Annotated in this window: 19 protein-coding genes, 1 pseudogene and 1 riboswitch; of the genes and pseudogenes, 17 read left to right on the top strand and 3 right to left on the bottom strand. The window is 40.4% G+C overall.

Going from position 1 to position 21,771, the window contains the following annotated elements:
- Position 1 precedes the first annotated feature (1 nt).
- The gene (locus DSOL_RS17065) at positions 2–190 is read right to left on the bottom strand and encodes a PspC domain-containing protein (protein ID WP_075366027.1); all 189 of its coding nucleotides are present in this window, start codon (positions 188–190) and stop codon (positions 2–4) included.
- A gap of 134 nt (positions 191–324) precedes the next feature.
- A complete protein-coding gene (locus DSOL_RS17070; protein ID WP_075366028.1) occupies positions 325–1,773 on the bottom strand; it encodes a transposase in 1,449 nt (482 codons plus the stop codon).
- 395 nt (positions 1,774–2,168) lie between these two features.
- Here DSOL_RS17070 and DSOL_RS17075 point away from each other — a divergent pair, with 395 nt between their 5' ends.
- The 9 genes and pseudogenes from DSOL_RS17075 (at position 2,169) to DSOL_RS17110 (ending at position 10,512) form a co-directional block, all read left to right on the top strand.
- Entirely contained in the window at positions 2,169–2,414 is a 246-nt protein-coding gene (locus DSOL_RS17075; protein ID WP_075366029.1) for a hypothetical protein, read from the top strand.
- Between the two features lie 13 nt (positions 2,415–2,427).
- Positions 2,428–2,562: an alpha amylase C-terminal domain-containing protein gene (locus DSOL_RS28960; protein ID WP_235838862.1), complete on the top strand. Its 135-nt coding sequence runs from the start codon at positions 2,428–2,430 to the stop codon at positions 2,560–2,562.
- A 115-nt stretch (positions 2,563–2,677) separates the two neighbouring features.
- A complete protein-coding gene (locus tag DSOL_RS17085) occupies positions 2,678–5,122 on the top strand; it encodes a glycogen/starch/alpha-glucan phosphorylase (protein WP_075366030.1) in 2,445 nt (814 codons plus the stop codon).
- Positions 5,123–5,183: 61 nt separating this feature from the next.
- A pseudogene (locus DSOL_RS17090) lies at positions 5,184–6,403 on the top strand (glucose-1-phosphate adenylyltransferase).
- A gap of 1 nt (position 6,404) precedes the next feature.
- Entirely contained in the window at positions 6,405–6,794 is a 390-nt protein-coding gene (locus tag DSOL_RS29755) for a sugar phosphate nucleotidyltransferase (RefSeq protein WP_345788396.1), read from the top strand.
- A complete protein-coding gene (locus DSOL_RS17095; protein WP_345788397.1) occupies positions 6,760–7,542 on the top strand; it encodes a GlgC family sugar phosphate nucleotidyltransferase in 783 nt (260 codons plus the stop codon). Before DSOL_RS29755 ends, DSOL_RS17095 begins: the two co-directional genes overlap by 35 nt.
- 20 nt (positions 7,543–7,562) lie before the next feature.
- The gene (gene glgA, locus DSOL_RS17100; protein ID WP_075366031.1) at positions 7,563–8,993 is read left to right on the top strand and encodes a glycogen synthase GlgA; all 1,431 of its coding nucleotides are present in this window, start codon (positions 7,563–7,565) and stop codon (positions 8,991–8,993) included.
- 97 nt (positions 8,994–9,090) lie between these two features.
- Positions 9,091–9,318 carry a hypothetical protein gene (locus tag DSOL_RS17105; RefSeq protein WP_075366032.1) on the top strand — a complete coding sequence of 76 codons (228 nt, stop codon included), beginning with the start codon at positions 9,091–9,093 and terminating at the stop codon, positions 9,316–9,318.
- 282 nt (positions 9,319–9,600) lie between these two features.
- Entirely contained in the window at positions 9,601–10,512 is a 912-nt protein-coding gene (locus DSOL_RS17110; RefSeq protein WP_075366033.1) for a 4Fe-4S binding protein, read from the top strand.
- Between the two features lie 248 nt (positions 10,513–10,760).
- Here DSOL_RS17110 and DSOL_RS17115 read toward each other — a convergent pair whose 3' ends face one another.
- Positions 10,761–10,934, bottom strand: a complete 174-nt coding sequence (locus tag DSOL_RS17115; RefSeq protein WP_075366034.1) for a DUF1540 domain-containing protein — start codon at positions 10,932–10,934, stop codon at positions 10,761–10,763.
- Positions 10,935–11,206: 272 nt separating this feature from the next.
- Here DSOL_RS17115 and DSOL_RS17120 point away from each other — a divergent pair, with 272 nt between their 5' ends.
- The 8 genes from DSOL_RS17120 to DSOL_RS17155 all read left to right on the top strand — a co-directional run bounded on the left by DSOL_RS17120 (position 11,207) and on the right by DSOL_RS17155 (position 21,493).
- Positions 11,207–12,061 carry a flavodoxin family protein gene (locus DSOL_RS17120; RefSeq protein WP_075366035.1) on the top strand — a complete coding sequence of 285 codons (855 nt, stop codon included), beginning with the start codon at positions 11,207–11,209 and terminating at the stop codon, positions 12,059–12,061.
- A gap of 90 nt (positions 12,062–12,151) precedes the next feature.
- Positions 12,152–12,326, top strand: a riboswitch (cobalamin riboswitch).
- Between the two features lie 112 nt (positions 12,327–12,438).
- Positions 12,439–13,182, top strand: coding sequence for an AIR synthase related protein (locus DSOL_RS17125; protein WP_075366036.1), 744 nt, complete (start codon positions 12,439–12,441; stop codon positions 13,180–13,182).
- 22 nt (positions 13,183–13,204) lie between these two features.
- Positions 13,205–13,720: an ECF transporter S component gene (locus DSOL_RS17130; protein WP_075366037.1), complete on the top strand. Its 516-nt coding sequence runs from the start codon at positions 13,205–13,207 to the stop codon at positions 13,718–13,720.
- Between the two features lie 45 nt (positions 13,721–13,765).
- Positions 13,766–15,532, top strand: coding sequence for an ABC transporter ATP-binding protein (locus DSOL_RS17135; protein ID WP_075366053.1), 1,767 nt, complete (start codon positions 13,766–13,768; stop codon positions 15,530–15,532).
- Positions 15,529–16,338 (top strand): energy-coupling factor transporter transmembrane component T family protein, encoded by an 810-nt coding sequence (locus DSOL_RS17140; protein ID WP_075366038.1) that lies wholly within the window; start codon positions 15,529–15,531, stop codon positions 16,336–16,338. The genes DSOL_RS17135 and DSOL_RS17140 overlap by 4 nt, the downstream gene beginning before the upstream one ends.
- Positions 16,339–16,381: 43 nt before the next feature.
- Complete coding sequence (gene cbiD / locus DSOL_RS17145) at positions 16,382–17,509, top strand: cobalt-precorrin-5B (C(1))-methyltransferase CbiD (protein ID WP_075366039.1); 1,128 nt, start codon at positions 16,382–16,384, stop codon at positions 17,507–17,509.
- Between the two features lie 1,045 nt (positions 17,510–18,554).
- Positions 18,555–19,844 carry a M16 family metallopeptidase gene (locus DSOL_RS17150; protein ID WP_075366040.1) on the top strand — a complete coding sequence of 430 codons (1,290 nt, stop codon included), beginning with the start codon at positions 18,555–18,557 and terminating at the stop codon, positions 19,842–19,844.
- Positions 19,841–21,493 carry a B12-binding domain-containing radical SAM protein gene (locus tag DSOL_RS17155; protein ID WP_075366041.1) on the top strand — a complete coding sequence of 551 codons (1,653 nt, stop codon included), beginning with the start codon at positions 19,841–19,843 and terminating at the stop codon, positions 21,491–21,493. The genes DSOL_RS17150 and DSOL_RS17155 overlap by 4 nt, the downstream gene beginning before the upstream one ends.
- Positions 21,494–21,771 lie beyond the last annotated feature (278 nt).

Raw genomic sequence — 21,771 nt, forward strand, 5'->3', positions numbered from 1 at the left:
TTCAATCGGAATCTAATGGGACGACAAACCAGGCGACTAGATAGGCTAAAAATCCAGTTCCTGCCACAAAGATTAAAAGAATTGTTGCAATCCGGACTAGGCTGGGATCAAGGTTTAAGTACTCTGCTAATCCTCCGCAGACCCCTCCGACTTGTTTATCTTGACTAGATCGATACAAACGTTTCTTCATAACATTCCCTATCTCTCAGTTTCTCAGCCTATTAACAAGTTGACACTTTCGGCTGTTATTATAGTTACTCAAGAGTTCAAAGTTCTCTCCAAAAAATCCCATAGAAATTAGCCAAATAAGCCTAGATAACGATATTAGGCACGTATCTTTTCAGACATATCAAATTCCAGCCGTTGATAATCTTGGATTTTCGACAAAGTCGCATAATAACTGAGATTGCGAAAATTCCAAGACAACTCCTGCTGGATCACCGAACGAACGGTTTCTACCGATGGAAGCGCTGAGGATCGGGTTCGGAGCCAGCCCGAGAATTTTTGCCAGACTAAGGTTGGAAACGTTAGAGAAACGATTGTCAAGATTCCCATGGCCATGCAACTTAAAAACGTGTACACTTCGATGGCTCTTGTGGTCGCTAGGATCCTTTCTTTATCGGTTAATTTTTTTACAACGGAAAGATCGGTTTTTGTTTTAAGACGTGATAGTTTCGGCAGCGCTTTTGTCCAAAAATGATAACCAAAACTACCGATGACATGTTTTAACATTTTGAAAGAAACTTCAATCTTAAATCGGTAACTGTAGGCTAGAATAATTTGTTGTGGCTGCAGAGTCCGATCCGAACACATCAAAATCATCATTTTTTCACCAGTTTTCACCAAAACAAAGCGCACTTTGCGGCCAATCGGTTTCCATAAAAGATCCAGGCAGAGATACTGTACTGTTTCATTCTTCCCATAGAGGTTGATAGAGAGGGTTTGAAACGTTTCTAGACAATCTTGAAAGAGATTTTTAAACACAACCTTTTCGCCATAGATACGGGGGCGTCCTTTCCCTCGTTTTTCAGGTTTTTGGGGTTCTTTAAAGGCCACCGTATTGGATTTTGCTCTCATGATTAGAGTGATTAACTTGGAAGAGTGTTCTTGATTGATAGCCTCGGCCGCATTAAAGGAAGTTACACTGGGGAAATAGGCATCTAATAGGACGATTATTTTTTCTGAAGTAACGTTGACATACCGTCCAGCCATCTGAATTATTTTTCCAATGCTGTTTTCTTTCGGTGTCTCAGAGGTTGTTTGTTCGGAGGAATCATGGTTTAAAGCGTTTATTTCATCAATGCCATCGTGAAGATCAATATCCAAAGGAACGCACTGAGTCGTTGGTCCTTCGGCCAAAATGCCTATCATGCCAAACTGGTGACCAAAGATGTATTCTGCTTTCCCCACATTTCCAGAATCCTGATGCAGTTTTTTTACACCGGGCATGTACCGAGCTTCCTTACCCACTTTGATGTGGTCTCCGATTATAATAGTTCGTCTATCAATCTTCACAGGTTTTATGTATTGCTGAACAACGTTCACCCATTGGCGTTTGATATCCCCTAAATTAAAGGCCGGCGATCGGAAAAAGTAGATCATGGATTCATAATGACAAGAGTCCAGATGTAAGCAACCCACAATAGAAGAGACTCCTCTTAGATTTGTTCGCACTAACATCCCGACGATGATGACGACAAACCAAGAAAAGGTTTCCTTTCGCTTGAAGCAACATTGAAATCGTTGTAAAATGGTATCGATAAGCTTGAGCATATGTCGTCGTCCCCTTTGTTTTTTGAGTGAGAACAATAAACTATCAGGGCGACGACAATAAATCAAGCTTATTTTTATTTGGTTAGATTTGGGTGTAACTTTGAACTCTTGAGATAGTTACACTCTTAATACGTTTGAAATGATGAGATGTTACATTAACTCAGAAAGAAATTTAACAATAGATGCAATCGACCGAGTCCCTACAACAAAAGAGGCTGTCTAAAAATGGAAATTTTTAGACAGCCTCTTTATAAATTTGATTTACACATAAGTCCAAGGATTTCGTTGCACAAGCAGAAACTACTATTGATAAATTTACGCCATATGGAAGAACAATCCATATGGTGGAAGAATATATAAAGTAAGATTAGAAACATAAAAGAGGTTGTGATTATATGCCTAACGACAGTTATCTTATGCAAGAAGAAGCATACCTTTTTAATATTGGAGAAATGTACCACAGCTACTTGAAGCTTGGCGCACATATCATAGAATATGATGCTATTCGGGGGACGAATTTTGCAGTCTGGGTGCCTGAGGTGCTGAATGTATATCTTTGGATATGGACTCTCTTTGTGCCAGTGGTTCTTGAAAAACAGTTATATAAATATGAAATACTAAGGACGAAAAAGTGTTTCTGAAATCTTAATTATATTGATTAACTTTCAGCTAACTGGCTATGAGAATTTTCGTCTAGGAGTTCCAAACAGGGGAATCTATCAAGAATTATTGAATTCTGATCAAGAAATTTATGGGGCGGGGAGCAAGTCAACCGCTCGTGCCTTTTGACCGAGGAGGTTCCTTGGCATGGTCAACCCTTCTCTCTGACGATTAAAGTGGCACCCTTAGCTATGATTATCTTAAAAGCTTGGTTGAATAGTAAGATATTGGAGGAAGAAACAAAATGTTTTCAAATAAAGAAAGCTTTAAGCAAGCCTATCTGAAAAAATTAATGGAGGGAGAAGGGATTACCGCTGAAGAAGCAACCCACTGGGACAAATTTAGTGCCTTGGTCGGATTGTTAAAAGAAAAAATGAGTTATCACAAGGCTATGAACACTATTTCTATCTCCCAGGGTAAACAAATATACTATTTTTCGCTGGAGTTTCTAATTGGTAAGCTTCTCCTCAATTATCTGGTTAATTTTAAAATAGAAGGTCTAGTTCGAGAAGGTTTATCCGAGTTGAACATTAATTTAGATGATCTTTTAGAACAAGAATCAGACCCTGGTTTGGGTAATGGTGGATTAGGAAGATTAGCTGCATGTTTCCTCGACTCCATGGCGTTTTTGGGCATCGAGGGGCATGGGAATGGGATTCGTTATAAGTATGGCCTGTTTGAACAAAAGATTGTGTGTGGAAATCAGGTTGAAGTGGCAGATAACTGGCTAAAAAATGGGTATCCGTGGGAAATGCGCAAATATAATAAGGCAGTTATTGTGAAATTCAAAGGAAATGTGAGAGTAGAGTACCACGAGGGGGAGACAGTGTTTCATCATGAAAACTATGAGCAAGTACTGGCAGTACCCTATGATGTACCCATCATGAGCTATGATAATCCTATGTATATCAATAACTTAAGGCTATGGAGTGCTGAAGCAGTCTCAGGAGAGCTGGACTTAACTAGTTTCAATCGGGGAGAATTTAACCAAGCGACAAGCTATAAATCTGAGGTCGAAGCGATTTCTTATATTCTTTATCCAGATGATAGCGGTCGTTCTGGGAGAGAGCTAAGGCTTAAGCAAGAATATTTCTTTGTAGCTGCTGGCTTAGGTTCAATCGTGAGGAGTTATAAAAAAAAGAATAATACATGTTCGTTGCAAGATTTCTCGCGACGGGTGGCTATTCATATTAATGATACTCATCCAGTTTTGTGTATTCCCGAACTAATGCGCATCTTAATTGATGAAGAAAGGATAGGATGGGATGAGGCTTGGAATATCACCGTCAACACCATTTCGTTTACAAATCACACAGTTTTGCCTGAAGCACTGGAAAAATGGCCTATTGATCTCGTCAAAAGCCTACTGCCCAGGATTTATATGATCATCGAGGAAATTGATCGTAGATTCAAGGAAGACTTAACGCGAAAATTTCTCGATGATCAGGAGGTGGTTCATAACACTCAAATCTTCAGAGATGGGTATGTTTGGATGGCGAATTTAGCGATTATCGGAAGTTCTTCGGTCAATGGGGTTGCTAGACTTCATACTAAAATTCTTAAAAACGAGGTCTTCAAGGAATACTATCGGATATTTGGCTATAAATTTAGTAATAAAACAAATGGGGTCAATCACAGGAGATTTTTGTTAGCTGCAAACCCAAAGATGTCTGGTCTGATCACGGAGGCTATTGGTCCGAATTGGAAAGAAGATGCTGAAGAACTCAAGAAACTTAAGAAGTTTAAAGATGATCACAGTTTTCTAGAGCAGATTGCCAAAGTAAAGTACGAAAATAAATGCCGTTTGGCTGAAAAAGTCAGATCGAAACAGGGGCTTGTCCTTGACCCTTCGTCGATTTTTGACGTTCAAGTGAAGAGGGTGCATGCCTATAAAAGGCAATTGCTCAATGTTTTAAAAATCATGCATTTATACAATCAGGCGATCGATGATCCTGAGTCGTTGACAGGTTCGCAGACCTTCATCTTCGGAGGAAAAGCCGCACCAGGCTATCATTATGCCAAAGTCGTGATCAAGCTGATCAATGCTCTCAGTCAAAAGATTGAGCAGGATCCGAACGTTAATCAGAAACTAAAGGTTGTCTTTATAGAGAATTTTAATGTATCCCAAGGGGAATTGATCTATCCAGCGGCTGACATTAGTGAACAAATATCGACTGCCAGTAAAGAAGCTTCAGGCACTGGAAATATGAAATTTATGATGAATGGTGCCCTTACTTTGGGGACCTTAGATGGTGCCAACGTTGAAATTAACGAAGCTGTAGGTAAGGAAAATATCTTTATTTTTGGACTCAATGCCGATCAAGTTTTAGATTATACCCGTAATGGAGGGTATAAGCCCTGGGATGAATACCATGCCAACCCTGACATTAGAAGGTGTGTGGACCACTTAAGAAGTGGGTTTTTCGATAATCTGGGGGAAGAATTCAGAGTGTTATATGATTCACTACTCATCTACAATGATGAATTTTTTGTCTTAAAAGATTTTCAATCCTATCTGGAAATGCATGCCAAGCTCCAAAAACTATATTTGAATCGAGATGCCTGGAATCGAATTTCCCTAATCAATATCGCGGAATCAGGAATATTCTCTAGTGATCGGACTATTCGAGACTATGCAGATTGGATCTGGAAGATCCGATACCGCACCGTCGCTAACCTCACTTTCTAAATAAATGATTAAAGGAAATACAATTAAGGGCGGTTTTGAGATAAGAGGGAGGGGAGCATCTTTGAAAAAGCAGGAATGTGTAGCGATGCTATTAGCCGGTGGACAAGGAAGTAGATTAGGCGGTCTGACACGAATCCGAGCTAAACCGGCCGTTTCTTTCTGCGGCAAGTATCGAATTATTGACTTTACGTTAAGTAACTGCTCAAATTCGCAAATTAATACGGTTGGGGTACTCATCCAGTATAAGCCGTTTCTGCTTAATTCTTATATTGATTTGGGATCGGCATGGGACCTAGATAATCCTTCGGGTGGAATGCATATTCTTCCCCCTTTTCTCAGTGAAACTAAAGGAAGTTGGTATAACGGCACAGCAAACGCCGTGTATCAAAATTATGAGTTTATAGACTTTTATGACCCCGAATATGTAATTATTCTTTCCGGGGATCATGTCTATCGCATGGATTATACCTTGATGTTAAAGTTCCACAAGGAGAAGAATTCTGAGATAACTATTGCCACGATCAAAGTTCCTTGGGAAGAAGCTTCACGCTTTGGTATTCTAACCGTCGATGACGATGAACGGATTACCAAGTTTACAGAAAAGCCTTCCCAACCCGATAGTAATCTTGCCTCTATGGGGGTCTATATTTTCAATTGGTCAACCCTTAAGCAGGCGTTAATTTCCGATGCTGGAGACCCTCAGTCTCATAATGATTTCGGCCAAAACATAATCCCTCAGCAACTAAACCAAGCGAAGCGAGTTTATGCGTACAGGTTTCAAGGGTATTGGCGTGATGTCGGTACAATTGAAAGCTATTATCAAGCGAATATGGAGTCTTTGAGGGAGGGCCACTTTCTTAATATTTTTGATCCAAAGTTTCGGATCTTTTCCAATGAAGATATTTTACCCCCCCACTTTGTGGGGTCCACGGCGAAGATAGAAAACAGTCTGATATGTAATGGGTGCATCGTGCATGGCATGGCAAGGTAAGCAATTCAATTATCGCGCCAGGGGTTTATGTAGGGAAAGAGGTACAAATTAGGGATTCGATTTTATTGCCAAATGTAAAAATTCACAAGGGATCGGACATTCATAAGACAATTGTTGGTGAAAATGCAGAAATTATGCGCAACTGTGTTGTGGGTGTTGAGGGACGAGTCCCTCCGAATCAAGAAGGGATTACGGTGATTGAGGATAACCACATACTTTCTGAAGGTTCCGTGATCGAAGCTGGTGAAACGATTTATAGAGCCTGCCCGTTTGGAAAAGGAGAGAAATAAGATGTCGAATGCTATAGGAATCATTTATGCGAATAGCGCAACTGATAGTTTGCAAGGGCTTGCCTTGGAAAGGCCGATTGCTGCTATTCCCTTCGGCGGACGGTATCGAATTCTCGATTTTGCGCTATCGAGCATGGTTAACTCCGGGATACAAACGATAGGATTGGTTACCCCTCACCATTATAGACCACTTCTGGATCACTTGGGCGCTGGTAAAGCTTGGTTTCTAGACAGGAAGGATGGCGGACTGTTTATCCTGCCTGGAGTCATCCATGGTCTAGCAGGGGACAATCACACGTTTTGTATTAAAGATTTAAAAAATAATCTGGAATATTTGCAGAAAGATTACGCAGAATATGTTGTCATTAGTCGAGGGGATCAAATTTTTTAACATTAATTTTAAACTGGCCTTAGAATTTCACAATGACAAGCGTGCCGATGTTACCTTGATTTATAAAGACATGGATCACTTGGTCGAACCCACGGATGAAATGAATTTTGAGCTTGATAACGATCAGAAAGTCACTAATATTTGTGACATAGAGGACCTTGGACGGGGGAAACTCATTCAACCTCATTTAGTATGTATGTTTATCATCCGACGTGAGCTTTTATTAAATATTATCGAAAAATATAGTTCTATTGGGTGTAGTTCTATTGGGTGTATTGACTTAATTAACATTATAATGGAAAATATTGGAATTCTCAAAATCTACGGCCGGCCTACTTGTACGTTAATTGGGGCGATTCGTACGGTAAAAGATTACTTTGATCGAAGTATGAAATTGCTCGATCTAGAAGTTCGAGGAAAATTATGGTTGGGGCAAGATCGGATCCACACCAAAATAAGGGATAACCCCCCTACTCAATATACTTCACAGGCCAAAGTCAGTAATTCATTAATTGCTAGTGGGTGCTCTATCTCAGGAACAGTTGAAAATTCGATTATTTTCAGAGAAGTGATTCTTGAGCAAGGTTGTCAAATTAAAAATAGCATCATACTGCCTGAATGCCATATTCAAGAGAATGCTCAAATAGAGTATGCTATTCTCGATAAATCCGTAAAGGTCAATGGGGAAAATGTCCTAAAGGGGAGTCTGAATAACCCATTAGTCGTCCTCAAAAGAACCGTGATCTAGAATTCGAAAGGCGGAGGAATATGAACGTTGTGTTTGTATCAGCAGAAGCAGATCCCTTTGCGAAAACAGGTGGTTTAGGGGAAGTCGTCGGCTCGTTACCTTCCTTTCTGCATAAACAGGGTGTTGATGTGCGAGTGATTATGCCGAAATACAGCACGATTTCTGAATGTTATAAAACGGAGTTCCGACACTTGGCCCATTTCGCTGTCCAAGTCGCTTGGCGTCAACAATATTGTGGGTTGGAAGAAGTGGTTTACCAGGGGGTTCATTATTATTTTCTTGATAACGAGTATTATTTTTCTCGCCCTCAGGTTTATGGGGAATATGATGATGCGGAGCGATTCGCTTTTTTTTCCCGTGCAGCTCTGGAAAGCTTAATCCACATTCCTGGATTTAAACCAGATATTATCCATTGTCATGATTGGCATACGGCTTTAATCCCCCTCATGCTCAAAGAGTTTTATAGCCGGGAGCCCCTTTATTATCCCTTGAAGACGGTTTTTACAATTCATAACCTGAAGTATCAAGGGCTTTTTTCTAGGGAAGTACTTAGCGATATCGTGGGACTCGGGCAGGAACATTTTACAGAAGATGCCTTGGAATTTCATGGAGCGGTCAATTTTATGAAGGCTGCTCTACTTCATGCGGATTGGATCACAACGGTGAGTCCGACGTATGCTGAAGAAATTAAAAATCCTTACTATGGAGAAAAACTCGATGGACTTTTAAGAAAACGTGGCGAGTCTTTAACTGGAATTCTTAATGGCATTGATTACGGAGTCTATAATCCACACAAAGACCCTTATCTGGTCATGCCGTTCGATAATCTTCTCCTTGCAAAACAAGAAAACAAAAAACACTTACAGGCGATCATGGGACTCCCCGTTCGAGATGATATAGCTGTCCTAGGGATGGTCTCTCGACTAGCAGACCAAAAAGGCCTGGATTTATTGGCCCACGTAATAGAAGAAATCCTGTCACAAGAGGTTCAATTGGTGATTCTAGGTACAGGCGAGAACCGTTATGAGGAAATGTTACGATATTTCGCCTCAAACTATCCCGAAAAGCTTGCAATTAGCTTAAAATTCTCAGATGAACTGGCGCATAAAATCTATGCCGGGGCAGATCTGTTTTTAATGCCGTCGCGTTTTGAACCCTGTGGTATTGCCCAAATGATCGCAATGCGTTATGGGACGATTCCTGTCGTCCGAGAAACAGGTGGGTTAAAAGACACGGTCTTTTCGTACGATGAAATGTCCGGTGTTGGTAATGGGTTTAGTTTTGCCAATTATAATGCCCACGAATTTCTGTTTACAGTGCAACGGGCCTTAAAGCTATACCATACAGATAAGCAGGTATGGGCAAATCTGCGCCAAAAAGCTATGGAGATGGATTTTAGTTGGGAGAGATCCGCGAATGCTTATATCGAAATTTATGAGTCTCTATTATAATCCGCGATGAGCAGCCATTGGAACTGCAGATTCACCTAAGTTAGTCCCAATCTCAACGGATGGAGAATAATTAATTGCAAGGATACAGGTGAGTAAAATGGTGTTTAATGCGTATCACAATTCTCACGATGTGTTTTACCGTGAACCATTTGGCGCGGTTACGTGTGGACAGAAAATCCTCTTCCGATTAGAAACATTTTCGACGGTTCCAGTTGAAACCTGCTTTCTGCGTCTTTGGGTAAAAAACCAGGAAGTCTTAATCCCTCTGCAACTTATCCTTGATGGTGTCTTTAGCCACACTGGCAGTGACGACCAAGTTAGATGAGAATCAAGTTACGGAAGAACTAAAAATTTGGCTCCGTACCCAAGCAGAGAGATCAAAGAGATTGAGGGTATGTTAAGGAAAGACCGAGCTTTTTTTGAAATTATGTCTGTGAAAAGCTATTGACTCAAATTGTAATCATGTACTATAATAACGACTAATAACAAGTATTCATATCGGAATTTAGGAGATTCAATATTGTCATCATTTTACCTTCTTTAACAGTAAATATTGTTATATGAAAAAATGTTAATTCGTATTTGACGGAAAGAGGTTTAAACGATTATGGGCAAGGTTGATAATAAGTCGTTAAAAACAACAGGTTTCATTAGGCAGGTTCAGAAGGACTGTTTTTCAATGAGATTAAGGGTTGTTGGGGGTCAAATAAGTGCGGAACAGTTAAAAAAAGTCTATGAAATTGCTCAGGTATATGGTAAAGGATACATTCATCTTACGTCAAGACAAGGGATTGAGATCCCTTTTATCAAGCTTGAAGATATTGATATCGTAAAATGCGAATTGGGCAAAGCAGGATTAGAACCGGGGGCAAGCGGTCCAAGGGTTAGAGCAGTGACTGCTTGCCAGGGGATTGCTATCTGTCCAAACGGCTTGATTGATACAACAGAGCTAGCCAAAGAACTTGAAAAACGATATTCTGCCAAAGACCTTCCACACAAGTTCAAATTGGGTGTTACAGGGTGTAGAAATAACTGTTTAAAAGCGGAAGAAAATGACCTTGGAATAAAAGGTGGAATACAACCGACCTGGGAGAAGATGAACTGTAGTTTTTGCGGCTTATGTGAAGCTGTTTGCCCTGGGAAAGCGATCAAAGTGGATAAAGGAGAAGGAAGTCTCGTATTTGTCGAGGAGAAATGTATTCATTGTGGCAAATGTGAAAAATCGTGCCCGTTAGGGGCTTGGCAAGGAAAAGCTGGCTTTCTTATTTATTTTGGGGGAACGTTGGGCAAGCAAATATTAACCGGAAAGCAATTTCTTCCGCTGATTTTTGAAAAGGAGGAGCTATTTAGACTAATCGATGCTACTTTAGCATTCTTCGCAAAATACGGCAATCCAAGAGAACGTTTTAGGCGAACCATAGAGAGGGTTGGATGGGGACGTTTGGAAATGGAATTAACGGATATTATTATGATCACTAGGGATGCATCTGTTGATATTACCGATATAGTTGCCCGTTAACTTATGATTTTATGTACAATTAAAACCCAGTAATTAGATAGGGTAAGTAGGGAAAGTATAATATATAAAGCTTAGTAGGAGGTTTAACAATCATCTGAATTGGTCAAATTGATGAACCGATGGTAAAGTGGGTTTTGTAAGGAATTGAGTAAAATAACTATTATTTTAAGGCTTGTCCAAGCGGACAAGCCTTAAAATTTCCGTTGTGTAAATTAGAATTACACAATTTATCCGGGTAAGGTAATCAATCACTCAGGGAGAAAGGTCGCGCAGTCTGTCATTTCAGTAGTACTAGCGTTAGGGGCTTGAACTTCGATTTTGTCTGCGTAACAATGATCGCCTGACCCATAATAATGGCAAGTGTTAACAAGGCATTTAATTCCGCCGTTAGGTTGAGGCATTTTCTTAGCTTGTCCAGGCATGTAAATTCCTCCTTAAATTTGAATTCTAATTTATAATGTCCATATTGAGTAATTTAATGAATTCCAATTTATTACAAAAGTTATCTAATTGTCAAGTTCCACGTTTTCATATATTGTCATACTAGTAACGGGTAGCAGTGTGATATAATCAATGTTAAGCTCTTGTCCGTTCGCTTACGCAAATTCCGCTCAACATGCTCTCTCTGCAATATTCTTTTGGCTTTTTGCAGCAAAATCATACATGCATTCAGAGTGGATGAGGAGGTATACATATGAAGAAAATCTTAGGATTAGTGGCTTCACAGAGAAAATTAGCCAATGGGGAGATCTTGATCAAGGAGGCAGCTGCCTCGATAGGAGAGGAATTCGAGCTAGAACTCATCAAACTGCCCGATTTAAATCTTCAACCCTGCAAGGCTTGCTATGCTTGTTTGGTACCGAATCAACGTTGCCCCCTAACGGATGACTTATATTTTTTACTCGATCGAATAAAAGAGGCGGATGGGATTATTATATCCTCCCCATGCTATGCTTTGGGCCCAGCTGCAATCACAAAGTTGTTTGGAGACCGGATTATTGCCCTTGCTCGACAACTGGATGAACTCTGGGGGAAACCTTGCGTGATTATCGCTACTGCTGGCATTAAGGGTTGGGAAGGATATACCCTATCAGCTTTGATTGCTAACGCTCGCTTTATGGGCTTTGATATCAAGGATGCCCACATGTTTATGGGGGCACTTCCCGGAGAAGCTTTGGTAAATCCTGAATCAACCGCACGCATCCGAGCTCTGGGGGCGTCGTTATTCGGAAAACCTCGACAATCAGAAGCGGGTCAATGCCCCACTTGTTGGTCGGATCTTTGGAAGTTTCCTACACCAAATCATGCTGTTTGCCCACTTTGTGGTCAGGAAGCAGATGTACGCTCTTCGGAAAACGGTATGCAGTGGAATTTCGGATCGGCGGGTCACCGTTTTGAAAAAAAATCCTTAAAAGAACACTTCCAGGTTTGGTTGGTAGACCAAGTCAAAGAATTTGGCAGCCGCCGCAAAGAGTTGTCAATAATACGGAACCGATATAAAGGGCAGGATAAATGGATAAAGCAAAATAAAGAACACGACGACAACTGAAGCGTAGACCCTTCAGAAACACGGGGAGACGAAGATTTAGAAAAGGTCTTGTAATCTAATGCTTCATGCATTAAAATACAATTAAATCAATAATAACTTTTTGTTACAGGTGCCCTTAGTCAGGGAGAATAGGGAACTGGGTGAAAATCCCGGACGGACCCACCACTGTAAAGAGGAGACTTATATGAAAGCCACTGGGAAACCGGGAAGGCGTATACAGTCGATGATTCTAAGTCAGGAGACCTGCCTGTAATGTAAGTAAGACATGGATTAAGGTAAAGTTCATGGTCGATTTTCGGGTCACGTGGTGAACGGAAAATGGACTGTGAGCTTTTTATTTTGGCCTTATGCCATAAAAAGAAAGGGGGTGGAAACGATTGGGATATCTTGGTCGCGATGTTGAGGTTGTTGCTATAAATACAGAACAATTACTTGTAGCTTCCTGTGATTCCTGTGGGGCGATCGGTATGAAAGATCTCGATGAATTACAAATTTCATGGTCCATCACTGGTAGATTAACGACACGGGTGGCTTTGTTGGAAGTCCTTGCAACGGGGGCCGTGCCCCTGATGATGACGGTGGCAATATCAAATGAGCCGTATCCGACTGGCGAAGGAATTTTAGAGGGGGTGAAAGAGGAATTCGCAGCCGCTGGATTGACATTACCCATGGCGATCAGCACGGAAAAAAACATGAACACTCAGCAAACCGGCCTCGGAATCAGTGTGATTGGTGTGGCAAAGAAGAATCGATTGCGAATTGGAACCTCCCTGTCTGGAGATGACGTCTATTGTTTAGGATTGCCTAAAGTAGGTCCTGAAGTCAGCAATCCAGAGGATCCGGAAATAGTTCAGGCTAACCATATTCGAGTCCTTTTAGACAGCCTAGGTGTTCACGATATCATCCCTGTTGGGTCAAGAGGTATCCGCACGGAGGCACAGCTACTTGCCTCCAACAGTAACAGCAGGTTAATCGTCGATCCTACCTGCTTACTTGATTTGGATAAATCGGCTGGTCCTTCGACCTGTGTCATTTTTACGTCTTCATCGCCCTTGTCATTTGATCTCACTTCATCTGGTTTTAAGCGGTTACCCGTTACTAGAATCGGTAAATTGAACTAAAAAATATGAGGAGGAGTAACCCATGAATAATTTAAACACAGAAACAGAGGACTTAAAACTATCTGCTTGGAATGTCAAAAGACTATCAATTATGGCTATATTTATTGCCTTAAGTGCTGTAGGCGCACTGATTAAAATACCAAGTCCTGTAGGAACCATTGGTATGGATTCAGCTCCTGGATTTTTCAGTGCTTTAGCCTTTGGCGGGCTGGAGGGAGCGATTGTCATTGCCTTTGGTCATTTACTGACCTCAGCAGTGATTGGATTCCCAATGACGATTCCTGTCCATCTGTATATTGCTTTTCAAATGGCTTTATGGGCTTTGGCCTACCGTTGGGTAAACAAAAAGCTGGGTCTGATTCCTGCAGTCATCGTTGGAATTATCCTCAATGGGGTTGTATCATCCTTTGCTATGCTTCCGATGATGGGCATGGGAGGGGTTTTGGGACTGATGCCTTTTCTGATCGTCGGAGCAGCCATTAATGTCATAATCTCTGCAATCGCTTATAAAGCGATTAAGGGAAGTCGGCTTATCTAGGATGATGAGGTGAAAGCCGTGGAAGCCGAGCAAACTATGAAAACTATGCAACATATTGATAATGCCCTTGAACTCCATAATGTTTCCTACCATTATCCAAACTCTATGGAACCTAGTTTGAGAAACATAAGTTTAACCGTTGATAAAGGAAAGTTCGTTGGGTTAATGGGTGCTACTGGGGCAGGGAAAACAACCTTGAGTTTATGCCTTAACGGTCTAATTCCCCAACTCTTGGAAGGAAAACTGATGGGTCAGGTTATCGTGGCCGGTCTTGACGTCAGGAAAACCGCAGTGCAGTCCTTATCCAAGATTCTCGGACTTGTCTTACAGGATCCGGAAACTCAAATTATTGGCCGCACCGTCGAAGAAGATACCGCATTTGGCCCCCGTAATTTTTTGGTTCCGTTAGAAGAGATTAAACGAAGGGTCAATCAAACACTGGAAAAAGTTCGCCTTCAAGGGTACAATAAACGCTTGACCCAGGAACTTTCAGGTGGAGAAAAACAACGCCTGGCGATTGCTGGCGTTCTCGTGATGGAGCCTGAAATCTTGGTACTCGACGAACCCACTTCGGAACTTGATCCAGTGGGAAGATCCGAAATCTTTGAAACATTGGATGATCTGCGGCGACAAAAAGAGTTAACGATTATGTTAGTCGAGCATTCCAGTGAAGAACTGATCAAAAAGGCCGATGAGGTCGTTGTGCTCAATCAGGGGGAAGTGGTTTGGCGAGGGGTTCCGACTGAACTGTTTCGCAATATTCCTCTCTTACGTCAGTATGGGATAAAGCCCTTACCAGTCAGCCTCATCGGATGGGCTTTCTATGAAAGAGGTTGGGTTCCCTTTGACGAAATTCCTTTAGATATCCCCTCTGCAGAACACTTGGTCAGGGATTTGTTACCAAGGCATGGACAGTGGAGGGATAATCTTCAGTCACTTCAGCATCTTCAGCCCCAGAAGACGGATTCTTTCCAAGCTCAGAAAGAGGGAGCCGTTCGGATCAGAGACTTAATCTATCAATACAATTCAGGCCAGCCCGCTTTGCGGGGGATTAACCTAACTATAGCAACTGGTGAGTTTGTGGCCTTGATTGGGCAAAATGGTGCTGGCAAATCGACTTTGGCCAAACATTTGAATGGATTATTGAAACCAACGTGTGGAGATGTTATCGTAGAGGGCATGAATACCCTGAAGTATGATACAGCCCATTTGTCCAAAACGATCGGCTATGTCTTCCAAAACCCAGATCATCAGATTTTCTCAGTTACGGTTGAGAAAGAATTAGAATATGGGCTGAAAAATGCGGGTTTTAAAGGCCAGGAAATCAAAGAACGAGTTGATCAGGTGCTTAAGTCAACCGGGCTAGAGAGATATCGACATGTTCATCCGTTCACCTTGGGAAAAGGAGAACGGCAACTGATTGCCGTGGCCTCTATCCTAGTCATTAAACCAAAACTACTTATTATTGACGAACCGACGACGGGATCAGACTGGGCAGGGGTTCAGACAATGATGGCTTTAATAAGCCAACTCCATCTTGCTGGAACCACCATAGTTATGATTAGTCATGATATGGACCTTGTAGCCCAATACGCTCAGCGAGTTATTGTCCTTAAAGACGGCGGCATTTTGTTAGATGGTAGCCCCCGTGATGTCTTTTCAAAAGAAGAACTCCTTCTTGACGCTGCTATTGTCCCACCCCAACTTTGTAGGCTTTCCTCTCGATTGAAGGATGTTTTGTTTCAGGAAACTTTGATCGAACCTGAGGAGTTCATTGCGCTGTTCGAAAATGGGAGGGTGACGGGACGTTGATAGAGTACTTGCCGGGAAATACCCTTATTCATCGTTTAGACGTTCGTACTAAAATGCTCGGTTTCTTAGGAATCCTCATTCTCTCTTTCTTATTTCAAGCTCCACAGTATCAGCTTTGGATCGTTGTTTTGACAGGACTTTTAGCTTTTTGGATAAAAATCCCTCTGCGAAAAATTGGGGGAATGATGGTTCCCTTGATTCCCATTGTCATTTCGATTATTCTTATCACAGGATTTACATTTGCACCGGAGCGCTTTGATCGGGTCTCTAGCCAAACCATCCTCTTTTATGCCCTGCCGGGGAACCGGTTGGGAGCAACGGTGGGGGGATTTCTGATGGGTACCACATTTCTCTTACGACTCTTTAGTTTGATGATTGCTTCTTCCGTGCTGACTTTGACCACGTCGATGGATGATTTTATCCAATTCTTTTATAAGCTTAAAGTTCCAGCAGAGATATCTATGATGCTAACAACGGCAATCCGATTTATTCCTACTCTAGATAAAAAACGAAGACAGATCTTAGAGGCTCAAAAAGCTCGCGGGACGAGATTTAATGAGAAGGGAATCACCGGTTCCATTCGATCCTATCTTCCGATTATGATTCCTATGTTTATTAATTCTATTTTAATGGCTAATTCATTATCCATGGCCATGCTTAATCGGGGGTATGGCTTGTCGCGAACTTGGACATCAATGAAAGAAATTGCCTTTGCCCCAAGGGATTTTTGGACAATTTCTCTGATTGCTTTATCGCTCACAATAGCCATCTTCGTCCGATTTGGACTGCACCTTGGGGTTTTATAGCTCTATTGAAATGATTAATTTTTAGTTAGGTGGAGAGGGAACAATGGCACGAGACAAAGATCGACATACTTGGCGTGAAGGATATACAACAGGAAGCTGTGCTGCTGGTGCTGCTAAAGTTGCCTGCCTGCTCCTCCGAGGGAACAGCTTACCTGAGCAGGTAGAGATCCCCCTGCCGAATTCTGGGCGTTTAAAGATGCCCATCGAGGGGGGAGAATCAAACTATCCAGTAGCCATGGCGAGCATTCTCAAAAACGGCGGAGATGATGCGGATATCACACATGGACTTGAAATCCGGGCGGTTGTACGCCAGCTTTCCCCTCAAGGAATTGTTCACATCCGAGGAGGCCAAGGAGTTGGGACTGTTACAAAAAAAGGATTAGCCATGGAAGTCGGGGAAAGTGCTATTAACCCTGTGCCCAGAAAGATGATTCTTGAAGCGGTCAGAGAAGTCTTCCCTGAAGAAGAGCTTGAAATAATCATCGAAGTTCCTGACGGAGAGGATGCTGCTTTGCGCACCCTTAATCCCAGGTTAGGGATTGTCGGAGGAATTTCAATACTTGGGACTTGTGGAATTGTCCGTCCGATGTCCGAAGAAGCATTCAAAACCTCGATCTTACCGGAGTTAAATCAGGCTGTAGCTTACGGCCATAAAACAATCGTGCTCACCCCTGGGCACTATGGGTATCGAGTCGCAACGGAACGCTTTAAGGTTCCGACCGAAGCCGTAATCCAAATGAGTAATTTTGTTGGTTTTCTCTTAGAAGAAGCAGCCTACCGGGGGATTGAAAAAGTTATATTACTGGGGCATATCGGAAAGCTGATTAAAGTCTCAGGTGGCATCTTCCACACTCACAATCGTGTCGCCGATGCCCGCAATGAAATTTTACTGGCGTACGGTGCACTTGCTGGAATTAAGATAGAAACCTTAGCTCGTTTGGCTGAGTTCCCAACGACTGAGGGGGCTACTATAGAACTTATGAATCTCGGCGAGCAAAAGCTACTCCACCATCTGGCCCATTTGGCCAGTGAACGGGCCCAGGCATTCACTTTTGGACGTCTGACCGTTGGTACGATTATGACATTGTTGAATGGTCAACCGATTGGCTGGGATACGAAGGCTCGCGAAATTGTGGAAGAACAACGCTGGGAGTGGTCTGTTGATGCATAATCCAAATCTAAAATATACTCTCAGCTGTCTGAGTAGAATAAAGTGAACACGCAGAGAAGCTGTCGCTAAGACATTAACACTGAATCAAATTGAACAAAATAAGGCTGTGTATTTCGTTTAGGCAAGAATTTGCGGAGGATTTTGGTTGAAGCAAGTTGTTAATTAGGGACTGAAATGACGATCATGTTCCCGTGGACAAAGCACGTGGAGACGGTAGTTTGTCTGCAAATAAAGCACAGTTGAAAAGTCGCTTATGGTGCGGGTTTGCGGGTTTTAGGCATGTGCGTGGGATGAGTACAAGATGTGCTTTTGAGGAAATATATGGGACAAATTTACGTATGTGTTGCATAACCTTGTCCGTCGGAACATGTTCTTCGTACATGGGAACATATTTTAGATAGTAATTATTGACAATTACTTAGTAATTTATGGTACGTTTGGAGACCTTTGATATGTCACAACTAATACCCCTTCTACGTTAGGAGGGGCTTTTTTTTAGATTTGGGAAAAGTTCTAGGCTATCTTGAATTTGGATTACAAAGGTTGCTTCTTATGTCCTTCTACCAATATTCACGCCTTGCTGCAATTCAATACTACACAATAACAGTTATTTTCGCGAATCTAAAGACTTGATATGAGATAACCAAGAAATTTTACTATAAATTTATACAAAATTACGACAAGTGAATCTGGGAATTTATGTTACGATAACAGTGGTACAAGCAGTTTTATCGCTCGAACACCCACAAATAATCAAATTATGTGCGCAATACTGGTAGAATTACCAGGAACAAGGTTAGAAATATTCGATATGCTTATCTTCATTTTAGGGTAGAAACAGGTTATCTACGCTAAGATAATTGCTAACAGTTATTGATCACATGAGGAGATTAGTGTTTATACTTGAATGGTTCTTAGAATACGTACGATAAAACTTTTAGCTAAACGCTAAATATCAGATAACAAAAGTTTATATGATATTACACATTTAAGTTGTAAATACTTCAGGGATATTTTTAAATATTCATAGGAAAAGGTGAAGTTATTGAGCTATGATATAAAATTTGATGATATTAATAGCATTTACGCTAAAAAAATATTCCCGAATAAGTGCCAGTTGCTAATAGAAAAATTACCTTGGTCTTTTACTACTTCAATAGGTGTCTGGGTTAAAGTTGGATCAAAATATGATAAGGAAGATGAAAAAGGTCTAAGCCACTTAATTGAGCACCTTTTGTTTAGGGGGACTCAGAATCGTTCAGCTCAGGAAATTGTAAACTACATGGAATCAGTTGGTGGAGAAATTAACGCTTTTACAGAAAGGGAGCTAACATGTTTTTCGGTGAAAATATTAAAGGGCGACGTTCAGAGAGGTATTGAATTACTTTATGACCTTGTCGCAAAACCTCTTTTTAATGATGAGGATATTGCAAAGGAAAAAGAAATAGTTAAACGAGAAATAGAAGAGCAAGAAGAAGATTATCATTTGAGAGTTCATGATTTACTGATCAAAAATATGTACCCAAACTCTTTGGGTTATCACATTTATGGAGATAAAAAAAACTTAGATAATCTTAGTAAAGAAAAAATCGAAAATTTTTATAGAAAGTTTTATATACCCGAAAATATTGCCATATCCGTAACCGGAAACTTTGATGAAAGCTTAATTGAAGATTTAGTTAAAAGAACGTTCGCTTCCCTTCCTACTAGTCATTTTAGTCCGAACCAATTAATAGTTCCCACAATTAAACGTAATTTGAGCTTTTTTGAGAAAGATGTTGAACAAACTTATTTTTGTCTTGGTACAGAAGGGTTGAAGCAAACCGACCCTGATCGAGTAATTATGTTTGTGATAAGCTCTTTATTAGGAGAGGGTATGAGCTCCCGGCTTTATAAAAAAGTTAGGGAAGAATTTGGGCTTGCTTATACAATCTATTCATACTACACCCTTTATGTAGAAACGGGGGCATTTTTAATAACCGGTATTACCCAAAACGGTCAATTAAAATCTGTTTTAGAAATTTTAAAAAATGAATTATATAATATTTGTAATTTTAAAGTATCTAAGGAAGAACTCAATATGGCTAAAGCTAAATTACAAGGGAATTTTTTCTTTAACCTTGAACAAGTAGCAAATAGGATGATACGACTTTCAAAACTAAATGATTGGCATGGTAGACATTATTCCATAACGGAAGAACTTAAAATGATTGAAATAATCTCAATTGATGACGTAGTAAGAGTAGCAGACAGATTATTTAAAAGTGACAATTGGAACTTATCTATTATAGGAAGAAATTTAGAAATAAACCTAAAGGAGATGTTTGTGTTATGAGTCAATTAAAAAGAGATGTTGTGTTAGTAAATCCAAAGGATGGAGATATGCCCTATGATTATTACGCTACTTACGAAAATCTTGGGATAGCATATTTGACTGCTTCTTTAAGAGACAATGGCATATCTGTAGCCATAGTTGACGCTTATGCAAGAAACATGGATTACGAAGAAGTATTAAGAGAAATAGCCTCATACTCTCCTCGCCTTGTAGGATTCACCTCAACTTATAGAAGTTATCCTGAAGCTGTGATAATTGCAGAATCTGTTAAGAATATCGCATCTGGAGTTCATATAACAATAGGCGGGGAACATGTTACGTATGCCGCTAACGAAATATTAAACGAAACTACTTTGTTTGACAGTATTGTTCTTGGGGAAGGCGAAGTGACCATTGTAGAATTATTTAAGGCAATTTCTTCAGGAAACGATTTAGCTAGCGTTCAAGGTTTATCATACCGAAAGAATGGCCAAATTTTTAAAAATAACTATTGCCTTCCTATTTCAGATTTGGACACTATTCCATTTCCCGCACGGGATACATTAGATTATTGTATTGAAAATCATAAACCAGGACTTATTGGTATTTTGGGTAGCCGCGGTTGTGCATTTAATTGCAGTTTCTGTAATGCAAATGAATTTTTTAGCCTAGGTACTAAACCGAGCTGGCGAAAGCGATCTCCTAAAAATATAGTAGATGAGCTAGAATATATATATAAGAATTATTACGATAAAGGTTTATATAAGCTGATATATTTCTATGATGCAACTTTTGTATATCCTAATCCTTCTGGAAGGCAGTGGGTTCGTGAAATATGCGAGGAAATAATTAAGCGCGATATACATGTAACTTTTGAAATTAACTGCCGCGCAGACAGTTTTACTGGAATTGACGATGATCTTGTGCCCTTACTTAAAAAGGCCGGCCTTAAAAGCGTTTTCGTTGGATTAGAATCGGGGTCAGAAGACGTTTTGAGTCATTATAATAAAAAAGTATCTGTTAACCAAAATATATATGTTATGGAAATCCTAAAACGGCACGGGATCCAAAGTACAACCAATGGATTTATCATGCTAAACCCTTTTATTACACTTAATGGTTTAAAGGATAGCGCCAATTTTCTTTTAAAAGTAGAACAATGCACATATTGGAACCTTAGCCAGAAAATACAGCTGTTCCCCGGGATTAATCTTACAAAAGATTTAAAAAATATGGGTCTCTTGCTGGATACTTATAAGCATACTGAAGTTTATGCGTACAAATTCAAGGACCCACGTGTTGAGGTTTTGGCTGAGGCTCTTGACTTCTCTAGAGAAGACATACCCACTCGCGAGAACCACTTAATCAGATATGTGGAGATTTTGGGAAGTCAATTAATGGATATGGTAACCAACTCAGATCTGTTAAACGATGAAGAAGCTGAAAAGCTAATAAAATACAAAAAAAGTATAGATGAAAATCGGATGGAAATTTTCCATCATAATCTGGTTTTTTTCGCGAAAGCTGTGGATTTAGCTTTAGAAAACTGGACTACTAATGGCTTTTTAGAGATAAAAAGAGACTATTTAGAAGAAATGGATAGTAAGCTTAATAAGCTTAACGATAATTTTGAAAAATTTTTAAAATTTTTAGATTTCCTGGTTAAATAACTAGGAAGAATATTTAAAGGAAAGGAGGAATAAAAATGGCAATTAACTTAATGGCTCCTTTAAGTGACAAAAAGGTAGTTAAACTAGCTGAGAACTTAAGTAAAAAAATTGACCAAAAATTAGCTGAAAAAGAGTCCAAGTAGTAAAACCTAACAGGACAGCGGAAGTTGCATTTTGTAGCTTCCGCTAATATTCCTTTAATATACTCTCGGATTTTAATAATAACTGCCAAATTCAGATAATTAGCCCAGAAACTTTGGTCTTAAAGAGTAAAATCT

Origin of the sequence: Desulfosporosinus metallidurans (assembly GCF_001936615.1) — a bacterium.
GTDB classification, from domain to species: domain Bacteria; phylum Bacillota; class Desulfitobacteriia; order Desulfitobacteriales; family Desulfitobacteriaceae; genus Desulfosporosinus; species Desulfosporosinus metallidurans.

Coding starts and splice junctions, on each gene's coding strand:
- DSOL_RS29755 (WP_345788396.1), top strand. CDS start 6,405: ATGTCGAATGCTATAGGAATCATTTATGCGAATAGCGCAACTGATAGT.
- DSOL_RS17130 (WP_075366037.1), top strand. CDS start 13,205: ATGAATAATTTAAACACAGAAACAGAGGACTTAAAACTATCTGCTTGG.
- DSOL_RS17085 (WP_075366030.1), top strand. CDS start 2,678: ATGTTTTCAAATAAAGAAAGCTTTAAGCAAGCCTATCTGAAAAAATTA.
- DSOL_RS17115 (WP_075366034.1), bottom strand. CDS start 10,934: ATGCCTGGACAAGCTAAGAAAATGCCTCAACCTAACGGCGGAATTAAA.
- DSOL_RS17075 (WP_075366029.1), top strand. CDS start 2,169: ATGCCTAACGACAGTTATCTTATGCAAGAAGAAGCATACCTTTTTAAT.
- DSOL_RS17070 (WP_075366028.1), bottom strand. CDS start 1,773: ATGCTCAAGCTTATCGATACCATTTTACAACGATTTCAATGTTGCTTC.
- DSOL_RS17120 (WP_075366035.1), top strand. CDS start 11,207: ATGAAGAAAATCTTAGGATTAGTGGCTTCACAGAGAAAATTAGCCAAT.
- DSOL_RS17110 (WP_075366033.1), top strand. CDS start 9,601: ATGGGCAAGGTTGATAATAAGTCGTTAAAAACAACAGGTTTCATTAGG.
- DSOL_RS17105 (WP_075366032.1), top strand. CDS start 9,091: ATGGTGTTTAATGCGTATCACAATTCTCACGATGTGTTTTACCGTGAA.
- glgA (WP_075366031.1), top strand. CDS start 7,563: ATGAACGTTGTGTTTGTATCAGCAGAAGCAGATCCCTTTGCGAAAACA.
- DSOL_RS17135 (WP_075366053.1), top strand. CDS start 13,766: ATGCAACATATTGATAATGCCCTTGAACTCCATAATGTTTCCTACCAT.
- DSOL_RS17065 (WP_075366027.1), bottom strand. CDS start 190: ATGAAGAAACGTTTGTATCGATCTAGTCAAGATAAACAAGTCGGAGGG.
- DSOL_RS17095 (WP_345788397.1), top strand. CDS start 6,760: ATGTTGTCATTAGTCGAGGGGATCAAATTTTTTAACATTAATTTTAAA.
- cbiD (WP_075366039.1), top strand. CDS start 16,382: ATGGCACGAGACAAAGATCGACATACTTGGCGTGAAGGATATACAACA.
- DSOL_RS17155 (WP_075366041.1), top strand. CDS start 19,841: ATGAGTCAATTAAAAAGAGATGTTGTGTTAGTAAATCCAAAGGATGGA.